The 16039-nt window shown below is 67.7% G+C and carries 12 protein-coding genes; 4 read left to right on the forward strand and 8 right to left on the reverse strand.

Annotation, left to right across the window (positions count from 1 at the left end; all coding sequences use genetic code 11):
- The first annotated feature begins 36 nt into the window (after window positions 1-36).
- Both MLP_RS01985 and MLP_RS01990 read left to right on the forward strand, forming a co-directional pair.
- Complete coding sequence (locus MLP_RS01985) at window positions 37-2625, forward strand: ATP-binding protein (RefSeq protein WP_013861319.1); 2589 nt, start codon at window positions 37-39, stop codon at window positions 2623-2625.
- Window positions 2622-3770, forward strand: coding sequence for an iron-containing alcohol dehydrogenase (locus MLP_RS01990; RefSeq protein ID WP_013861320.1), 1149 nt, complete (start codon window positions 2622-2624; stop codon window positions 3768-3770). Before MLP_RS01985 ends, MLP_RS01990 begins: the two co-directional genes overlap by 4 nt.
- A gap of 160 nt (window positions 3771-3930) precedes the next feature.
- Here MLP_RS01990 and MLP_RS01995 read toward each other — a convergent pair whose 3' ends face one another.
- From MLP_RS01995 to MLP_RS02020, 6 genes are all read right to left on the reverse strand, one after another.
- Window positions 3931-4803, reverse strand: a complete 873-nt coding sequence (locus tag MLP_RS01995) for a DNA-3-methyladenine glycosylase family protein (RefSeq protein ID WP_013861321.1) — start codon at window positions 4801-4803, stop codon at window positions 3931-3933.
- 122 nt (window positions 4804-4925) lie between these two features.
- Window positions 4926-6044 (reverse strand): flavin-containing monooxygenase, encoded by a 1119-nt coding sequence (locus MLP_RS02000; RefSeq protein ID WP_013861322.1) that lies wholly within the window; start codon window positions 6042-6044, stop codon window positions 4926-4928.
- Window positions 6045-6090: 46 nt separating this feature from the next.
- Entirely contained in the window at window positions 6091-7194 is a 1104-nt protein-coding gene (locus MLP_RS02005; RefSeq protein WP_013861323.1) for a glycoside hydrolase family 172 protein, read from the reverse strand.
- 111 nt (window positions 7195-7305) lie between these two features.
- Entirely contained in the window at window positions 7306-7803 is a 498-nt protein-coding gene (locus tag MLP_RS02010) for a beta-class carbonic anhydrase (RefSeq protein ID WP_013861324.1), read from the reverse strand.
- Window positions 7804-7852: 49 nt separating this feature from the next.
- On the reverse strand, window positions 7853-8383 hold the full coding sequence (locus MLP_RS02015) for a hypothetical protein (RefSeq protein WP_013861325.1): 531 nt from the start codon (window positions 8381-8383) through the stop codon (window positions 7853-7855).
- Window positions 8380-9240 carry an LssY C-terminal domain-containing protein gene (locus MLP_RS02020; protein WP_013861326.1) on the reverse strand — a complete coding sequence of 287 codons (861 nt, stop codon included), beginning with the start codon at window positions 9238-9240 and terminating at the stop codon, window positions 8380-8382. Before MLP_RS02020 ends, MLP_RS02015 begins: the two co-directional genes overlap by 4 nt.
- A gap of 121 nt (window positions 9241-9361) precedes the next feature.
- On the opposite strand from MLP_RS02020, the gene MLP_RS02025 reads away from it, so the two are divergent.
- On the forward strand, window positions 9362-11431 hold the full coding sequence (locus MLP_RS02025) for a GMC oxidoreductase (RefSeq protein WP_013861327.1): 2070 nt from the start codon (window positions 9362-9364) through the stop codon (window positions 11429-11431).
- Between the two features lie 152 nt (window positions 11432-11583).
- On the opposite strand, the gene MLP_RS02030 is transcribed toward MLP_RS02025, so the two are convergent.
- A complete protein-coding gene (locus tag MLP_RS02030; protein ID WP_156820992.1) occupies window positions 11584-13110 on the reverse strand; it encodes an HNH endonuclease signature motif containing protein in 1527 nt (508 codons plus the stop codon).
- 325 nt (window positions 13111-13435) lie between these two features.
- A complete protein-coding gene (locus MLP_RS02035) occupies window positions 13436-15124 on the reverse strand; it encodes a SulP family inorganic anion transporter (protein ID WP_013861330.1) in 1689 nt (562 codons plus the stop codon).
- Between the two features lie 221 nt (window positions 15125-15345).
- Here MLP_RS02035 and MLP_RS02040 point away from each other — a divergent pair, with 221 nt between their 5' ends.
- Complete coding sequence (locus MLP_RS02040) at window positions 15346-16017, forward strand: GAP family protein (protein WP_013861331.1); 672 nt, start codon at window positions 15346-15348, stop codon at window positions 16015-16017.
- Window positions 16018-16039 lie beyond the last annotated feature (22 nt).

A 16039-nucleotide genomic window follows, 5' to 3' on the forward strand; every position in this document is an offset into this window, starting at 1 on the left:
AAATCCAGTCACTTGCTCCCGGATACCCTGCATCGGGTGACCCCCGCCAGCCGATTGTTCATCGGGCGGACAGCCGAGCTGGCGGCCCTGACCGACTGGTGGGAACAGGCCCGCAGCGGTGGCGGCGCGCAGCTGGGCATCGTCACGGCCGAGGCGGGCGGCGGCAAGACCGCCCTCCTCGAGGAATGGGTGACTCGGCTCCAAACGCGTCACCAAGGGCCGGCGCCGGTGATCGGGTGGGGTCAGTGCGTCGAACTGTTTGACGCGGATGAGCCCTACCTGCCGATCCTCGAAGCACTGAGCTCGATGTGCCACGGTCCGCACAGGGACGAGGTCATAGCGGTGCTGCGTCGTTGCGCCTCGAGTTGGCTGGTGCAGCTGCCGGGAGTGCTTGACGAGGCATCTCGCGCCGAGCTATGGCAGGCACTACCGCGCTCCTTCTCACGCCCAGGCATGTTTGCCGAGCTCGACATCGCGCTGACCGAGCTGAGTTCCGCGTACCCGCTGCTGCTGGTGCTGGAGGATCTGCACCTTGCCGACCGACCGACCGTCGAGCTGGTCAGCTATCTGGCTCGACGCCGGAGCCGAGTAAACGTCCTGCTCCTCGGTAGCTGCCGGCCGGCGGAGGTGTTGACGAAGGCTCACCGGCTCCGCTCGGTGATCCAGGATCTGGGGACCCGAGGTCTGTGCCAGCGTCTCAGGCTGGAGCCCTGGTCGGCGGTGGACGTCGCCACCTTCCTTGCCGACTGGCACTCCCCGCGGACCGTGACCCCCGAACTGGCCATCGAGATCGCCGAGCGGACCGAGGGGAATCCCTTGTTCGTCGTGGCTCTCTGTCGTCATCTGGAGGGCCGCCATCTTGACGACGAAGGTCGGCTGGTGCTGGACGACCAGGTGGTGCGAGCAGCTGGCCGGCTCGGCGCGCTCGGCGTCCCTGACGAGGTGCGGCTGATGCTGCAGCGGCAGATCGACGATCTCGATCAGGCTGATCGCGCGATCCTTGCCGTCGCGGCAGCGGTGGGGGAGGAGTTCGCGATCGAGTCGGTGGGTGCTGGCCTGACCGGACAGCTGACGGTGGTGGAGGTGGAGGAGCGGTGCGCGGCACTCGCCCGCCAGGGCTCCCTGCTGCGCTCCTCGGAGCCCGTTGAGTGGCCGGACGGCACAGTGACCGGTCGGTGCCGCTTCACCCACCAGATGTATCGGGAAGCGCTGTACGACCTGCTCGGCCCGGCCCGCCGGGTCCAGGTGCATCGAGCCATCGGAGCCCGTCTGACTGCTGGCTATGGCGGCGGCAGCGAGGAGATCGCGTCCGAGTTGGCCGGCCATCATGAGCGTGGCCGGGACTACCCGCAAGCGGTGGCCGAGCTGACCACCGCGGCTCGGGTCGCCATGAGCCGCGCCGCGTACCCCGAGGCGCATGACCTTGTCCGGCGTGCACTGTCGCTGCTGGAGCAGGTTCCTGGTGGACCCGGACGGGAGCGGCTCGAATTGCAGCTGCGCCGCGCGTCGGTGGTGGCAGTGGCGTCGGTGTGGGGATGGCGGGAGCCGGACGCAATCGTCGACTGCCTCCGGCTGTCGGAGCTGGCGGTCGCCCACGAAGACGTGTCGGCGCAGGTCACGGCCTTGCTGGGTCTGCACAACATCGCCATGGTGCGTGGCGACGGCAAGGCACGGGAGGACGCCGCAGCCGAGGTGCTGAGTCTGGCTCAGCGGACCCGTGATCCCACCGCGGGACTCATCGCCCATCTTCTGCAGTGCTATATCGGCAGTCGAGTCGGTGACTGCGCGGCCATGTGGGAACACGCCCGGCGCATCCTCGAGCTTGCGCCTGGCCGGACGGACCCGGAGCTCGCGCTGGTCCTCGGTGAGCAGCCGGCTGTCGCCGCCCACCAGCTCGGCGCGATCGCGCTTTGGCAACTCGGCCATCCCGACCAGGCCCGTCGCCATGTCGCGGCGGCCCTGACGGACGCTCGTACGCTTGCGATCCCCGTCGACGTCGCGCGGGCACTGTGGTACGCGGCGGTCATCCACACCCTCTGCGGAGACGCCCCGCGGGTGGCGGAGCTGGCGATCGAGTTGGAAGACCTCAGCGTCGAGCATGACCTCCAGCTGTGGCGGGCGGGCGGTTCCGTGCTCGGTGGCTGGGCCGCCGCGACGCTGGGCGACGTCGAGGCGGGGCTTGCGCGGCTGCGTACGGGAGTTGCCGGCTGGGCGCGGTTCGCCCGGTTGGGCAGCACCTTCCATGCCTGCGTGGCGGCGGACGCCTTCCTCAGCATCGGCCACGTCGAGGAGGCACGGTCGGCCGTCGCTGCGGGACTGGCCGCAGTGGCAAGCGACGGAGAGCGGCAGAGCGAGCCCGAGTTGCTGCGGCTGCACGGCGAACTGCTTCTGGTGTCGGGTGAACCGGACAGCGCGGAACGCGAGCTGAACCGAGCCCTCGTTCTCACCAGGCAGCGGTCGGCGCGCGGGTGGCAGTTGCGTGCGGCTACCAGCCTGGCGCGGTTGTGGCGACAGCAGGGCCGGACCGCGGAGGCGGCAGAGCTGTTGGCCGGTGTCCTCGAGTGGTTCGACGAAGGCCATGACACCCGCGATCTGCGTACCGCTGGGGTTATCGTCGCGTTGTGACCCGTTTCGAGCTGGCGATCCCTGGCGACGTCCGATTCGGTGGTGGGCGGCTGTCCGAGGTGCCCGATGCCCTCGCCGGCTGGGGCGCCCGCCGAGTGCTGCTGGTCACCGGCCGCTCGCCTGATCGTGCCGCTGCCCTGGTCGAGGGGCTCCAGACGCGCGGACTGGTTGTCACTCGATATGCAGTGTCCGGCGAGCCCAGCATCCAGGTCGTCCGAGACGGGGTCGCTGCAGCTGCGGGGTGCGACGCGGTCGTGGGGTTCGGCGGCGGTAGTGCGATCGACGTGGCCAAGGCGGTGGCCGTGCTGGCTGTCCGCGGGGCGGATCCGCTGGAGCACTTGGAGGTCATCGGTGCGGGCCGGCCGATCACTGCGGCCGGCCTGCCATGTGTGGCGATCCCGACCACGGCCGGCACCGGGTCGGAGGTCACCCGCAACTCCGTGCTGTCCGGCGACGGGGTGAAGGCCAGCCTGCGCAGCCCGCTGATGCTGCCGCGACTCGCGGTGGTCGATCCGGATCTGTTGCTCGGTGTGCCGGTGGCGACCATCGCCGCCAGCGGTATGGACGCGCTCGCTCAGCTGATCGAGCCTTTCCTGTCCCGCAAAGCCAATCCGGTCACCGATGCGCTCGCCCGGGACGGCATCGTCCGCTCCGCCCGCTCCCTACGTCGGGCTCGTAGAGACGGCATGGTCGATCCATCGGTGCGTGAGGATCTGGCGATCGCCAGCCTGTTCGGCGGGCTGTGCCTGGCGAACGCGGGCCTGGGCGCGGTGCATGGATTCGCGGCCGCCCTTGGTGCTCGGCTGGGCGCACCGCACGGCGCGGTATGCGCGGCGGTGCTGGCGCCGGCGATCAAGGTCAATCTGCGCGCGGCCCGCCGAGTGCGCGACCGATCGGCTGTCACTTGGTTCGCCGACCTGGCCGTCTTGCTGACCGGCAATCCCACCGCACGGCCGGAGGCGGCGGCCGGCTGGCTGACCGAGCTGACCACGGCCCTGCAGATCCCGGGACTGCGGACGTACGGATTGACCGACGCCGACACTGCCGAGGTGGTGGCCGCAGCCCAGCGGGCCAGCAGCATGAAGGGCAACCCGATCGAGTTGACCGACGACGAGGTCGCGGAGATCCTGGCTCGGGCCACCTGAGGCTCATCCGTCCGGACTCACTCGGCGATCTCCGCCACGCGGAGCAGGTCACTCAACGGAACAACGGTCACCTTGTCATTGAGCCGGTAACCCGTTGTCCCTGGGCAGATGATGCTGACCCGATCAAGCTGCAGTCGATGACTGTGAACCCATCACGCACTCACCAGCTCTGGGACGACCAGAGTTGGAAAGTGGCGTACGCGCGCTCGGGACGCCAGGACTCCATCGCTGCCGGGACATCACGATCCTTGGCCAGGCCGAGCGCTCGGCGGAGCACCAGGTCGCCGATCGGTATCGCATCCGGATCGCCGAACAGGCGCATTCGCAGGTAGTTGACCGTCCATGGGCCGATGCCCGGCACCGCGAGCAGCTGGGCGGCACGGTCGTCCCATTCCGCCTCCGGCAGCGGAACCGGCCAGTCGCCGGTCGCGGCGAACAGTTCCGCAACGGCCCGTACGGTGCGTGCCCGGGCGCCGGTGATCCCGACGGCACTCTGCAACTGCGCGACCGGTGCATCGGACAGCCGCTCCGGCCCCGGGAAGGCGTTCAGTTCCTGAGGAGCGGCAGGACCGTACGCGGCCACGAACCGACCGGCAAAGGTGCGGGCTGCGGCGAGCGAGACCTGTTGTCCGAGCACCGTGGTCACCACTGCCTCGAAGGAGGCTGGGTAGCGGATCCGGCGCAGACCGGGCCGCATGTGGACGAGCGGACCCAGTATCGGGTCGGCGGCGAATCTGGTGATGGCGTCCATGGGATCGAGATCGAGGTCCAGCCAGTGCCTGACCTGGGCGGTCACCGCCACTGTGTCGTCATCTGTGACCGGGACCAGACCCCCGTCGAGCCAGACCGACAGGTGGCCGGGATAGGCCCGGATGGTCACCACCAGTGGTCCGAAGGTGCCGTTCAGCACCCGAGTGTAGGTATGGGACTCCGGATCCAGCCGTTCACCGCCAGGCACCGCATGCGCCCCGATCATTCGCAGCGTCAACGGCCAGTCGAACGGCTCCACGACGGGCAGCCGGAGCATCACCATGTGGATGTTCTACCCGGGGAAGTGACGGAAACCGGCCTCTCGCAGCCCTGTGAGCCCGGGACACGCCGGGGCGGCTCGATTGAGAGACAAATTCCCATCACGTATTAATCCCGCCAGGTGCGTTAGCTGGAACCGGAGATGGTGCGGGCGACGCGGCGTGCTTCGATTCCGATCTCGCGGAGCAGCCCGGTCAGCTCGACGGTGATCCCGACGAAGTGCAACCCCGGCGCATGGGGGAGTGCCCGCCCGCCGCGTGCCCGTGGCAGACCGTGTTCGTCCAAGACATCGAGGTGGCCGACCAGCGGTTCCAGTGCCGGCCGATATCCAGTGGCAGCGATGATCGTGTCGACCGCCACCGTGCTGCCGTCGGCCAGTCGGGCGCCGATATCGGTGAATCCCGCCATGGCGGGGACGATCCGGACGCCGCCGGAGCGGACGACATCGACGAATCCGGTGTCGAGGATCGGCACGGTCCGCGAGCGGACGAACTGGCTGTAGCTTGTGCCGCGCGGGGCGGGAAGCCCGTGGCCCGCTAGGTCCGGCACGGTGAGCCTGCGCGTCAGTCCCAGCAACGGGTTCAGCACCACCGTCGGCAGCTTGGCGGTGCTGATGCCGATCAGTTGACTGGGCACGCCGAACGACGCGCGCCGGACGATGGTGGGCGGCGTTCGCACCGACATGATCACCTCGTCAGCCACGCCGGCAAGATCGACGACCAGATCGGCGGCGGAATTGCCCGAACCGACCACCAGGACGCGCTGCCCGCGGTAGGGCGACGGCTCGCGATAGTCCGAGGTATGCATGACGGCTCCGGAGAACAGGTCGCGCTCCGGCCAGTCGGGAACCCACGGGGTGCGGCTGTAGCCGCTCGCGAACACGACCGCCGAAGCGTCGATCTCACCGGCGGAGGTCGTCACCCGCCAGCCCCGCGAGTCACGCCCGACCCCCGTCGCCGTGACGCCGAACTCGGGGAACAGTTCGAACTCGGCTGCATAGGCCCGCAGGTAGGCGACCAGGTCGTCCCGTCGCACCCAGTCGCCGTACTGCTTCGGGATGGCCATGCCCGGCAAACCGGACAAGGACCGGACGGTGTGCAGGGTGAGGCTGTCGTAGCGAGTTCGCCAGGACTCGCCGATCTCCTGCCCGGCGTCGAGCAGCCGGAAGGGCAGTTCGTGCTTCCGAAGCTGAGCAGCCGTCGCCAGTCCCGCCGCACCGGCACCGATGATCACCGTCTGGGGCATGCTCGGACTGTAGCCGTGGCCGGCAATCGAGTCCCGAGAAGGCCGCTCAGCGGGGCCAGCGTTGCTGGGCTGCCGGCAGCGCGGGGAAGGGTCGATGGGGAAGCGTCTGATACCAGTAGGCGGTCGTGGAGATATCGTCCACCCGCTCGAACAGGTCGTGATCCCAGGCGCCGATCTGTTGCACGGTCACCTTGAGCCGGCGCTGGAAGAAGATCGGATCGGGTAGGTGCCAGCGATAGAGGCCGTGCATGGGCGGCGTCGCGGTGGCGAACGGCGAGGCCTTGGTGGTGTCCCGCGCCGAGTAGAACGGATAGCCGCAGTACGGCGCGCTGAAGGTCAGCACCTGCGGCTCGGGGTCGGCGCGGAGCTCGTCCTGGAAAGCCCACGCGCCACCCGCGTAGTCCTCCAGCCCGGTGCTGCACAACGTCGGCAGATCCTCGTCGTCATCGACGAAGAACTTGACCTCGCCCTCACCCCACCAGTAGCGCTGTAGCGCGGCTAGGGCGACGTAGCTGCCGACGTACGTTCCCGAGCCTTCGACGTCGTCCAGAATGACGTGGTCGACCCCGGGTGCCGTGGTCGCATTGGAGCGGCGCCACTGCGCGTGGAAGTAGCCGACATCATCGGCCAGCTCGTCCCCGGTGGTGTAGTCGATCTGGAAGAAGACATGCGGCAGATCGCCGGCATGCTGATTCTCCAGTGTGATCAGCGCTGAATGCCGGAAGGGCATCGGGAAGTAGCAGTTCATGCCGCCGGTGGGCGCGACCACGATCGGCGCTGAGGTGACCAGGGTCCGAGTGGCGAAGCCGTTGCAGAAGAAGTCGCCCAGCGGCACCTCGACCGAGGGCGAGTCGGATCCGTCCCAGTACGCCCGCAGCACCAGATCGCGGAGCACGAACGGCCCGGCCTCGGTCTTGTCGGCAACGGTCAGCCAGATGTGCCGGATGACGCCCGGACCGTCGATCTGGGCCAATGTCAGGGTCTCCCCGGCAGGCAGCGGCAGGTACGCCGATCCTTTGCGGCCCGGTCCGAGATGGGAGGCGGCACGGGCCGCCGCACCGATCGCACCGGTGGGGTTCTCGGCATTGATCGATCGACTGCGGACGCCAGGCATCGGCTTGGGGACACTCCAGGTGCTGAACACGACCATATTCTGTCGCGAGCGGTCGTGAGATCGAGCGCGACTGCCGGTTGTGAAGGATGTGGTGCGTGGTCGCGCCAGATCCTTCACAAGGAGCTCGCGCTCACCTGATCCCAGCGTCTATTTGATCCACTGAGTCAGCCGGCCGGTGTCGACGTCATAGAAGAAGCCGCCGATGGTGGCTTGGTCGGCGACCAGCGGGTTCTTGCGGAGCCGGTCCACATCGGTCTGCATGGTGCGGAGTTGGTCGGGGCAGGCGCCGAAGCGGATCTTGGAGGCATCGGCGCCGCTGGTGTCGCGGATCCGCTGGATGATCGCCGCGTCATCGCCGCTGGCCATCGCGCAGCGGCTGTGCTGGGTGACCATGATGCGACGTACACCCAGCAGTTGGACTGCCACGATGCACCCGGCGACGGTTGACCTGGCGACCCGGCCACCTGGGGTACGGATGATGTTGGCGTCACCGAAGGTCAATCCGAGAATCTCGTGGGTCAGGATGCGGGTGTCCATGCAGGTGATCATGAGTACGCCGGAGTGCGCAGCACTGTCGAGTCCTGGATGGTCGAAGGTCTCGGCGTAGGCCCGGTTGTTGGCTAGGAGGTCATCGAAGGCGCCCATCGCGGCACGGTAGCGACAGCCCCGAACAGAATGGCCATCCCCGCATCGATCAGGAGCGTTGCTCGTTGCGCCGGGCGTATGCGGCGGCGCTGCGGCTGGACAGCGCCAGCAGCACCAGGATGTCCAGCGCCACCGAGAACAGAGCGTTCTGGACCGAGATGTCCTGTCCTCGCGCCGACCAAGCAAAGAACGTGGTGCTGATGTCGAAGGTGGCGACCAGCATCACGAGGACCCGTGGCCAGTTGTAGCCCTTGAAGATCAACACCGCCAGCATCGCTTCGAACAGCAGCACAGCGGACCCTACGGCGACGACCAGGACCAGACCGGTGCGTCGATCGTCGGGCCCAGGGGTGAGCACCTCCACCGCGGAATCGACGGCTGCCAGCAGCCCGTCCCAGCCCGCCGCGATACCGGCGAGCACGATGACCCCGCCGAGAGTGCGCAACAGCACCAGGGCAGCGCCGGCGACGGTCGCGGCCGGCCGCGGCATCCGGGGGTCGTAGCCGGTCGGCTTGAGTAGGCCGGCAGCCGGCTCGAAGGCGGGTCGCTTCTCGGGCACCTTGCCTTGTGTCGCGGTCATCGCGGCGTCCCTTCCCGGACCGGTGCATCTTCTTCCCGGAGGGGGAGGGCGCGCACGTCGATGATCGGGAGATCGCCATCGGTGTGGATCGTGTCGCCGCCGCCGTTACGTGCGTGGTAGCCGCTGGAGAAGCCCTTGATGACATCGACCACCACCCGTGGATCGGCGTCCACCACGGTCTCCACGATGTAGTCGCGCTCGATGTCGGTGTTCGCGTCGATGCGGTGCGTGACCTGGAAAGTGAACAGCGACAGGCCGACCGCAGTGTCGAAGGTGCCGGCGGCGAGCCAGTCGACGCGGTGACCGCCGGGTAGCAGCCAGCCCTCCGGGCACTCCCAGAACCGCACATGGTGACGCTGCGCCGGATTGCCGTCGACCTCCTGCTGGTACGCGAAGTCCTGCTGCCGCCCGAACAACAGCAACGGGCTCACCGGAGCTTCACGGTAGCTTTGCCGACGTACCGTCGAGGTGGCGATCCGCCAGGCCGAGGCCGCTGTGATCGGGTCGGCCTTGGTCCAGCCCGCCTGCTCCAGCGCCTGGGTGATCTGCTCGCCGGTGCCCATCAGGGCCAGATTGACCGGATCGCCCAGCAGGCCGTCACTGGTGCGGGCTCGTCCGATGAAATAGTCGGGGACGTAGATGGTGGTCAAGATGCTGTGCAATCGCGGTAGCACCAGGTAGGCCAGGAGACCCCAGAAGACCAGCGCGAACAGCAGGCCCCACCAGCCGAGGTCGAACGTCTCGGTCAGACTCAGGTACGCCAGCCAGATGGCGGCCAGACCCGCGAAGACGAAGAACAGCCAGTCCATCGCGATACCGATCGAGTATCGCCGACGTGACGCCCGAGCACTGCCCACAGTTCGCCCCTCTCACCGGCTGCGCCGGACGCAGCACGTGTTCGCCGCCGTGGATTGGGTCCAAAGTCCCTGCGCCGAGGGGTGACTTCCATCCGGCCAGACCTGATGCTAGAGAGGAAGAGTGGCGACCATCGATGGCTTCGGCGACCAGACTGTGTGGTTGGAGGCGATGGTCGATTTGGTGATCCCGGCGGACGACTTCCCGTCCGCTAGCAGGGCCGGTGCGCTCGCGTTCCTGGCGAGCTATCTGGGCGAACGCCCCGATCTCCGGTCGAGACTCGACCGGCTGATCAGCTCTTGCGCTACGACGGCGCTCGAAGTGGGGTCGGAGCTGTCCGCGGTGATCGTCGACAGCACGATCGTCGACAGTGAAGACTGGCGCTGGTTCGCCGAACTCGTCAGTGCGGGCTACTACAGCGACCCGGCCCAGGGCGGCAATGCCGATGCGGCTTCTTGGCGGATGGTCGACTGGTCGCCGGCTCCCGCCGGCGGCTGGCCTCAGGAGATCCCCGTGCCGGAGCCGCCGCCGCGTACGGTGCAGGTCGGGCAGTTGCGCGATCGCTATGACGCGATCGTCATCGGTTCGGGTCCCGGCGGCGGTGTGGCTGCCTGCCTGTTGGCCGGATCGGGCCGGCGCGTCCTGGTTGTCGAGGCCGGCGGCTGGCCGGCGACCGCCGAGCTTGCGATCGACCAGCTCCGCAACCCCCGTTCGGACTGGGGTCTGCTTCCGCTGACCGGACCAACGAACGGTGCCGACCTGCGGGTTCTCGAGGTTGGGCCTGACCAGCGCCGGCTGCGGTCGTACGAGCCGGGTTGGAACAACAATGCCGTCACTGCGGGCGGCGGCTCCCGGGTCTACGGTGCTCAGGCGTGGCGTTTCGAGCCTCGCGACTTTGCTATGGCCAGCATCTATGGGGTGCCCGACGGCTCCGCACTGGCGGATTGGCCGATCAGCTACGACGACCTGGAGCCGTACTACAGCCAGGCCGAGCAGGAGCTGGGGGTCTCCGGGTCTCGCTTGGGGGAGCGGTTTCGCCGGAGCCACTTTCCGATGCCGCCGGTCCGCAGCGGGCCTCGACACGAGTTGCTGCGGGCGGCGGCCGAGAAGCTGGGCTGGACCACCGTACGGGTTCCGCTGCTGGTGAACTCGCGGGAGCGGGATGGCCGTGCGGGCTGCCCAGGTTGCCGGATGTGCGTCGGATTCGCCTGTCCCGTCGACGCCAAGGCCGGATCGCAAAACACGGTCTTGCGACGGGCGTTCGCGACCGGGCGAGCCGAGATCCTGCTCGACACCCGAGCCGAGCGACTGGTGGTCGACTATCGCGGTCGGGTGTCGGAGGTGGCGCTGGTCGGCCGGCTGGCTGACGGTCGCGTCTGGCGGCGCAGCGTCGCCGCCAAGGAGTTCGTTGTTGCCGGTGGCGCGATCGAGTCCGCCCGATTGCTCCTGAACAGCGCTCATGACGGCGAGCCTGCTGGCATCGGGAACGGCGCCGATCAGGTCGGCCGCCATCTTCAGGGCCATGTGTACGGCGGAGCGGTCGGCATCTTCGACGACGAGGTGGAAGATCTCGTCGGACCAGGACCCAGCCTCGCCACCCACGACTTCCGGCATCAGATGCCCGGGATCGTGGGCGGCGGCATCCTGGTCGACGAGTTCGTGCCACTGCCGGCCAACGTCTACCGGATGCTGACCGAGGCGGGCCTGATCCCTCGCTGGGGACTGGCGAGCAAGCAGGGCATGCGTCGGCTGCTGCGTCGCGTCCTCCGGGTGATGGGACCCATTCAGGAAGTAACGAGCGCCGAATCGCGCGTTCGCGTCGATCCGCACACGTACGACGCCTTGGGTGTTCCGGTGGCCCGGTTGAGCGGGACCGTGCACGCCAACGACTTGGCCGCTCAGTCCGTGATCGCGGCGAAGGCGTACGAGTGGCTGGTCACCGCCGGTGCTACCAGGACCGCGCTGTTGGAGGGTGCTGCACCGGGGCCGAGCGCCGGGCAGCACCAGGCAGGCACCTGCCGAATGGGAGACGACCCACGCCGATCGGTCGTCGACCCGTGGTGCCGCGTATGGGGCCACGACAACCTCTGGGTCACCGATGCCTCCGTGCATGTGACCAACGGCGCGGCCAACCCCGTCCTCACTGTCTTCGCCAACTCCTACCGCGCCATGAGCAGACTGGCCGGGACCTGAGCTGCGGCGCCGGCGCCAGTCTGCCTCGCCCGAGTGCGGCATGGCACGCCACCCCGTGCGGCTTGGCCGCCGCCGGAACCATCCAGGTGTGCCTGTAGCCGCCGCAGCGGAGGGTGCTGTGGCGGCTGGCATGTTTGGCTGCGTGTCCGTGTTCATGGCGCCTCGGTGGTTCGAGGCGCACGTTCGGGGCGCGGCCCGCCTGACGAGCTCGGCGGGTCCGACGGTCCTGGTGGTCCCAGTGGATCTGGGGGTTCTGGCAGATCCGGTGGGTCGGGCTCATCCGCGCCGTCGAGATCGAGGGTGTCTTGGGGATGCCAGTTGTTGATGGTGATCCGGTGGTTCAGGATCGGCCTTTGTAGCGGGTCGATCCATGTGGGTGGGATCCACTCGGGGAGTCCGTCGGCGTTGATCCGGCATTGCCAGCCGTGTTTGGCGAACTGGTGATGATGAAAGCTGCACACCAGGGTGAGGTTTCCGATGTTGGTGTTGCCGCCGTCCTGCCAAGCGACAATATGGTGTCGTTCACACCATTGGGGTTGCACGTCGCACCCGGGGAACGAACAGCCGAGGTCGCGGGCGTACAACGCCAGCGTTTGGGCGTAGGAGGCGATCCGTCGGTCGCGGTACAGATCGAGGACCGCCCCTTTCGGCGCTTTCACACACCACGCGATCTCGGCCTGATCCGCCAGGTCCCGCGCTGTCCGCGCCGACACCGGCGTGCCATCCGCGTAGGTGCCCATGCCGAACTCGCGGCAGAACTCTTCCCAGCTGATGTTGATCAACACCGTCGCCGGTGTGCCACCGGACGCCGGGACGTCCTGGCCGCGGAGTAACGCGTCGAGCAGGGTTTCGAAGGCGTCATGTTTGCGTTGGGCCGGGGACCGCTCGTCTTCCAGCAGGTGCTTCTTGCCGGGTGTGCCGTCCTCGTTGTCGGGTTGCACGGTGTTTGACTGTGGTTTGGTCAACGGGCTGAGGAGGTTGGCGAGTTTCTGTCCGGCGGTACCGGTGAGGACGAATTCGCCGGCCCAGCACCCGTCACCGCGTCGCCGCAACCGGAGATACCGTCGGTCTTGTTGTGCCTTCTCATCACACGGCAGGATCCCGTCGGGGTCGATCGCCTCCGCCAACCGAGCCGCGAACACGGTGAGTTCCTGGTACCCGAGCTTGCCGGCTTGTTCGACCAGCAGTTCTTCGCCCATGGCGATCCGCTCCGGGTCGCAGTGGGAGACTTTCCGTAACGTCTGATCGATCAGGCTGACCTGTTCCGGTGTCACCGTGCCGTCGCGTTGCGCCGCCGCCAGGTGTTCCCGGATCGGCGGCAGTGGTTCCCCGACCATCGAGGTCCGCTCGGCCAGATGCTCCGCGGCGCGAACCCGTCGTATCGCTTCACCGGCGGAGATCCGCAAGCCGTTCTTCAACACCCCGATCATGGTGCGTTCGGACAGGACGCCGGGGTGGCCTTGATCGACGCCGTGTTGGATCAGGGCCCGGTCGATCACGGGCATCGTGTTGCGCAGGTTTTCCCACTGTTGCAGGGTCTCGACCAGGCCGAACGCGCCGAGGTCGGTGTGGGCGCCGTCGTCGATCAGTTTGACCAGGTGTTCGAGTGAGGTGCGGACGGTATCGACCGCGGCATGCACGGGATGACCGTCCACGCGCTCCTCGCTGGTCGAATACATGTTCATATTCTAATCGTGTACCTGTTCGATCACAAGCCTTTGGGTCGGGTTTATCGAGAAGGAGCAGTTGCAGGTCAATTCGCCCGATTGGCCTGCAATTGCGCCTTCTCGGGGACCGCTTCTCCTTCTCGGCGAACCAGGGAGGCGTGGATAGGGAGTCGCTGATTCTTCAACCTGGTAAGGGAGATGCGGATGTGACGAATGGGGTTCCAGCGTCCGACCCATTCACGAAGTTGCTCGATCTTGTAGGTGTTGCTCTATCTGCAGATCGAGCAGAACCGACAATCCCGAGCAACATCGACGAACCCGAGCAACACCAAACCAGCTAAGGAGTGTCCCGGCTGGCCAGCCAGGAGCGCCCGGAGGCGTAGGCGGTCTCCAGAGCCTCCAGCAGGACGCCGGTGGCCGGCACGATGTTGTGCTCGCCGATCCGGTCAGCCAGTCCGGAGTGCTTCAGGGTCTCGACAAGGGCCGGGTCGACACCGGCGAGGATGAGCCGGGAGTCGCGCTCGGCGAGTCGATCGGCCCACCGGCCGAAGGCCTCGACCAGAGTCGCGGAAGGGACATCGGGGATGGTCCGCACCTCCAGAACCACGACCGCATGCCGGGTCTGGTCGATGCTCGGCCAATGCTGGTCGATGCGTTCCAGCTCGGCGAAGATGCCGGCGCCGAGATAGCCCAGCACAGTGACCTGGTGGCTGGGAATCTGCTCGGGGAGCTTCGCGGACTGCCACCGGCCGTCGGGTCGCCGGACCAGCGCGACCAACCGGGCCTGGCGTTGAACCTGAACACAGAACAGCACCAGTGACAGCCCGGCTCCGAGGAAGATCGCCTGCTGCAGCGGCAGCGCGGTGGTGGCCACGAAGGTGACGATCATGGCCACCGCGGACAGCGGCGCGGTACGCAGCACCAGGGCGATGTCCTTGCGGCGGCCGGTGACGAGCTCGATGCCGATCACCATCACCAGACCACCGATGACCGGCATCGGGATCAGCTCGGCCTGCTTGCCGACCAGAACCACGATCAGGGCGAGCCACAGACCCGCGAACACATTGCTCCACCGGGTCCGGGCGCCGGCACTGGTCGCGACCCCGGTACGCGACAGTGAGCCGCCGGTCGGCAGCGCCTGGCTGACACCGCCGGCCAGGTTGGCCAGTCCCTGGGCGACGAAGTCCCGGGAGACGTTGGTGCGGCTGCCATCGGGGTTGGGCACCGCCGCACCGATCCCGGCTGCCTGGGCGAGGGCCACCAACGCCACCGCGATGGCCCCGGTGATCAGGTGTGGCGCCGCCTCGAGGTTCGGCAGCACCGGATGAGGGAGCGCGTTCGGGATGCTGGCGATGTCGGCAACGGTCTCGACCTGGACCCCGAGCACCGCGACAGCGACAGTGACGACTGCCAACGAGATCAAGGTGGCCATCGCCTTGAGCGGTCGCACCAGCCGGGCCAGTGCCCAGACCGCGATGGTCGCCACAGTCACCAGGGTCGGGGCGAGTTGCCACTGGCTGATGTGCACTGCCCAGTCGGCGATCTTGAGCAGGGTGTTGGACTGCTGACTGGCGTACGCGGTGGCGTCCTTCAGCACACCGGCGACGATCTGCAGGGCGATGCCGGTGGTGAAGCCCGTCATGACGGCGGTGGAGACGAAGCTCATCGCCGAGCCGAGCTTGAACAGCCCGAACAGGACCATCACCAGACCCACCAGTAGCGTCAGGGTCGCAATGTTGCCCGGGTCGCTCGGGTCCAGCCCGGCCTCGGCGAGCACACTGCGGCTGGACAACGCGATCGCGCTGGTCAGCGTGGTGGTCATCAGCACCGTCCGCGCGAACAGCGCGCCGACCACGGTTGGCGCCATCCCCGAATACAGTCCGAGCACCGGGTTGAACCCGCCGATGCTCGCGTACGCCATGCCCTCCGGAATGCTGAACAGCCCGGTGACAAAGCCGGAGACGACATCCTTGCCCGTCGGCCGGCCGAACCTCGATTGCCGGCCGGCGCGATGTGGAGTGGGCAACGTGGGGCTCTTCCGTTCGGATGACAGACCGCTCGAGTGACAGATCGCACGAATGACAGCCCGCACGACGTGCCCAGTCTCGCGGGCAGCGATCCTTCCGGGATCATCCAGAAGGGGTGATGACGCACCGCATCGACGCGGGTTGGCTGGCGGCATCAACGCCGCGACCAATGCTGCGTTGATCAATGCTGGGCTGACGGTGTGGAAGGCGAGGTGCGACGGTGGGAGAAGTGATCGGCGACATCCTGCCGTTGGCGCTGGGCATCACGATCAGCCCGATCCCGATCATCGCGGCGATCTTGCTGCTGCTCTCACCCAAGGCGAAAGGCACCAGCGTCGGGTTCCTCGTGGGCTGGATCCTCGGCATCCTGATCGTCCTGGCAGTGTTCATCCTGCTGGCCTCGGTGATCACACCAGCCGATCCCGATCAGCCGCAACCCATCTCCGGGGCGATCAAGCTGCTGCTCGGAGCCCTGATGCTGGTGCTGGCGATCAAACAATGGCGGGGACGACCGCGGGATGGGGCCGAGCCCAGCATGCCGGCCTGGATGTCGGCGATCGACCAATTGACCGCTGCCAAAGGGCTCGGCTTGGGACTGCTGCTCTCGGCCGTGAACCCGAAGAACCTGCTGATGGGGGCCAGTGCCGGCGTGACCATCGGCTCGGCCGGGCTGCCCTTCGGCTCGACGGTGGTCACCGTGGCGCTCTTCACGGCGATCGCTGCCGCTTCCGTCGCGGTGCCGGTGATCGGCTATCTGGCCGCGGCGGAGGCGATGTCCGGCCCGCTGGAAGAGTTGCGATGCTGGCTGACGAGCAACAACGCCACCGTGATGGCGGTGCTGCTGCTGGTCATCGGCGTCATGATGATCGGCAAGGGCATCGGCAGCTTCTGAGGCTCGTAACCAGCATGTTCAC

The organism is Microlunatus phosphovorus NM-1, assembly GCF_000270245.1.
GTDB lineage: Bacteria > Actinomycetota > Actinomycetes > Propionibacteriales > Propionibacteriaceae > Microlunatus > Microlunatus phosphovorus.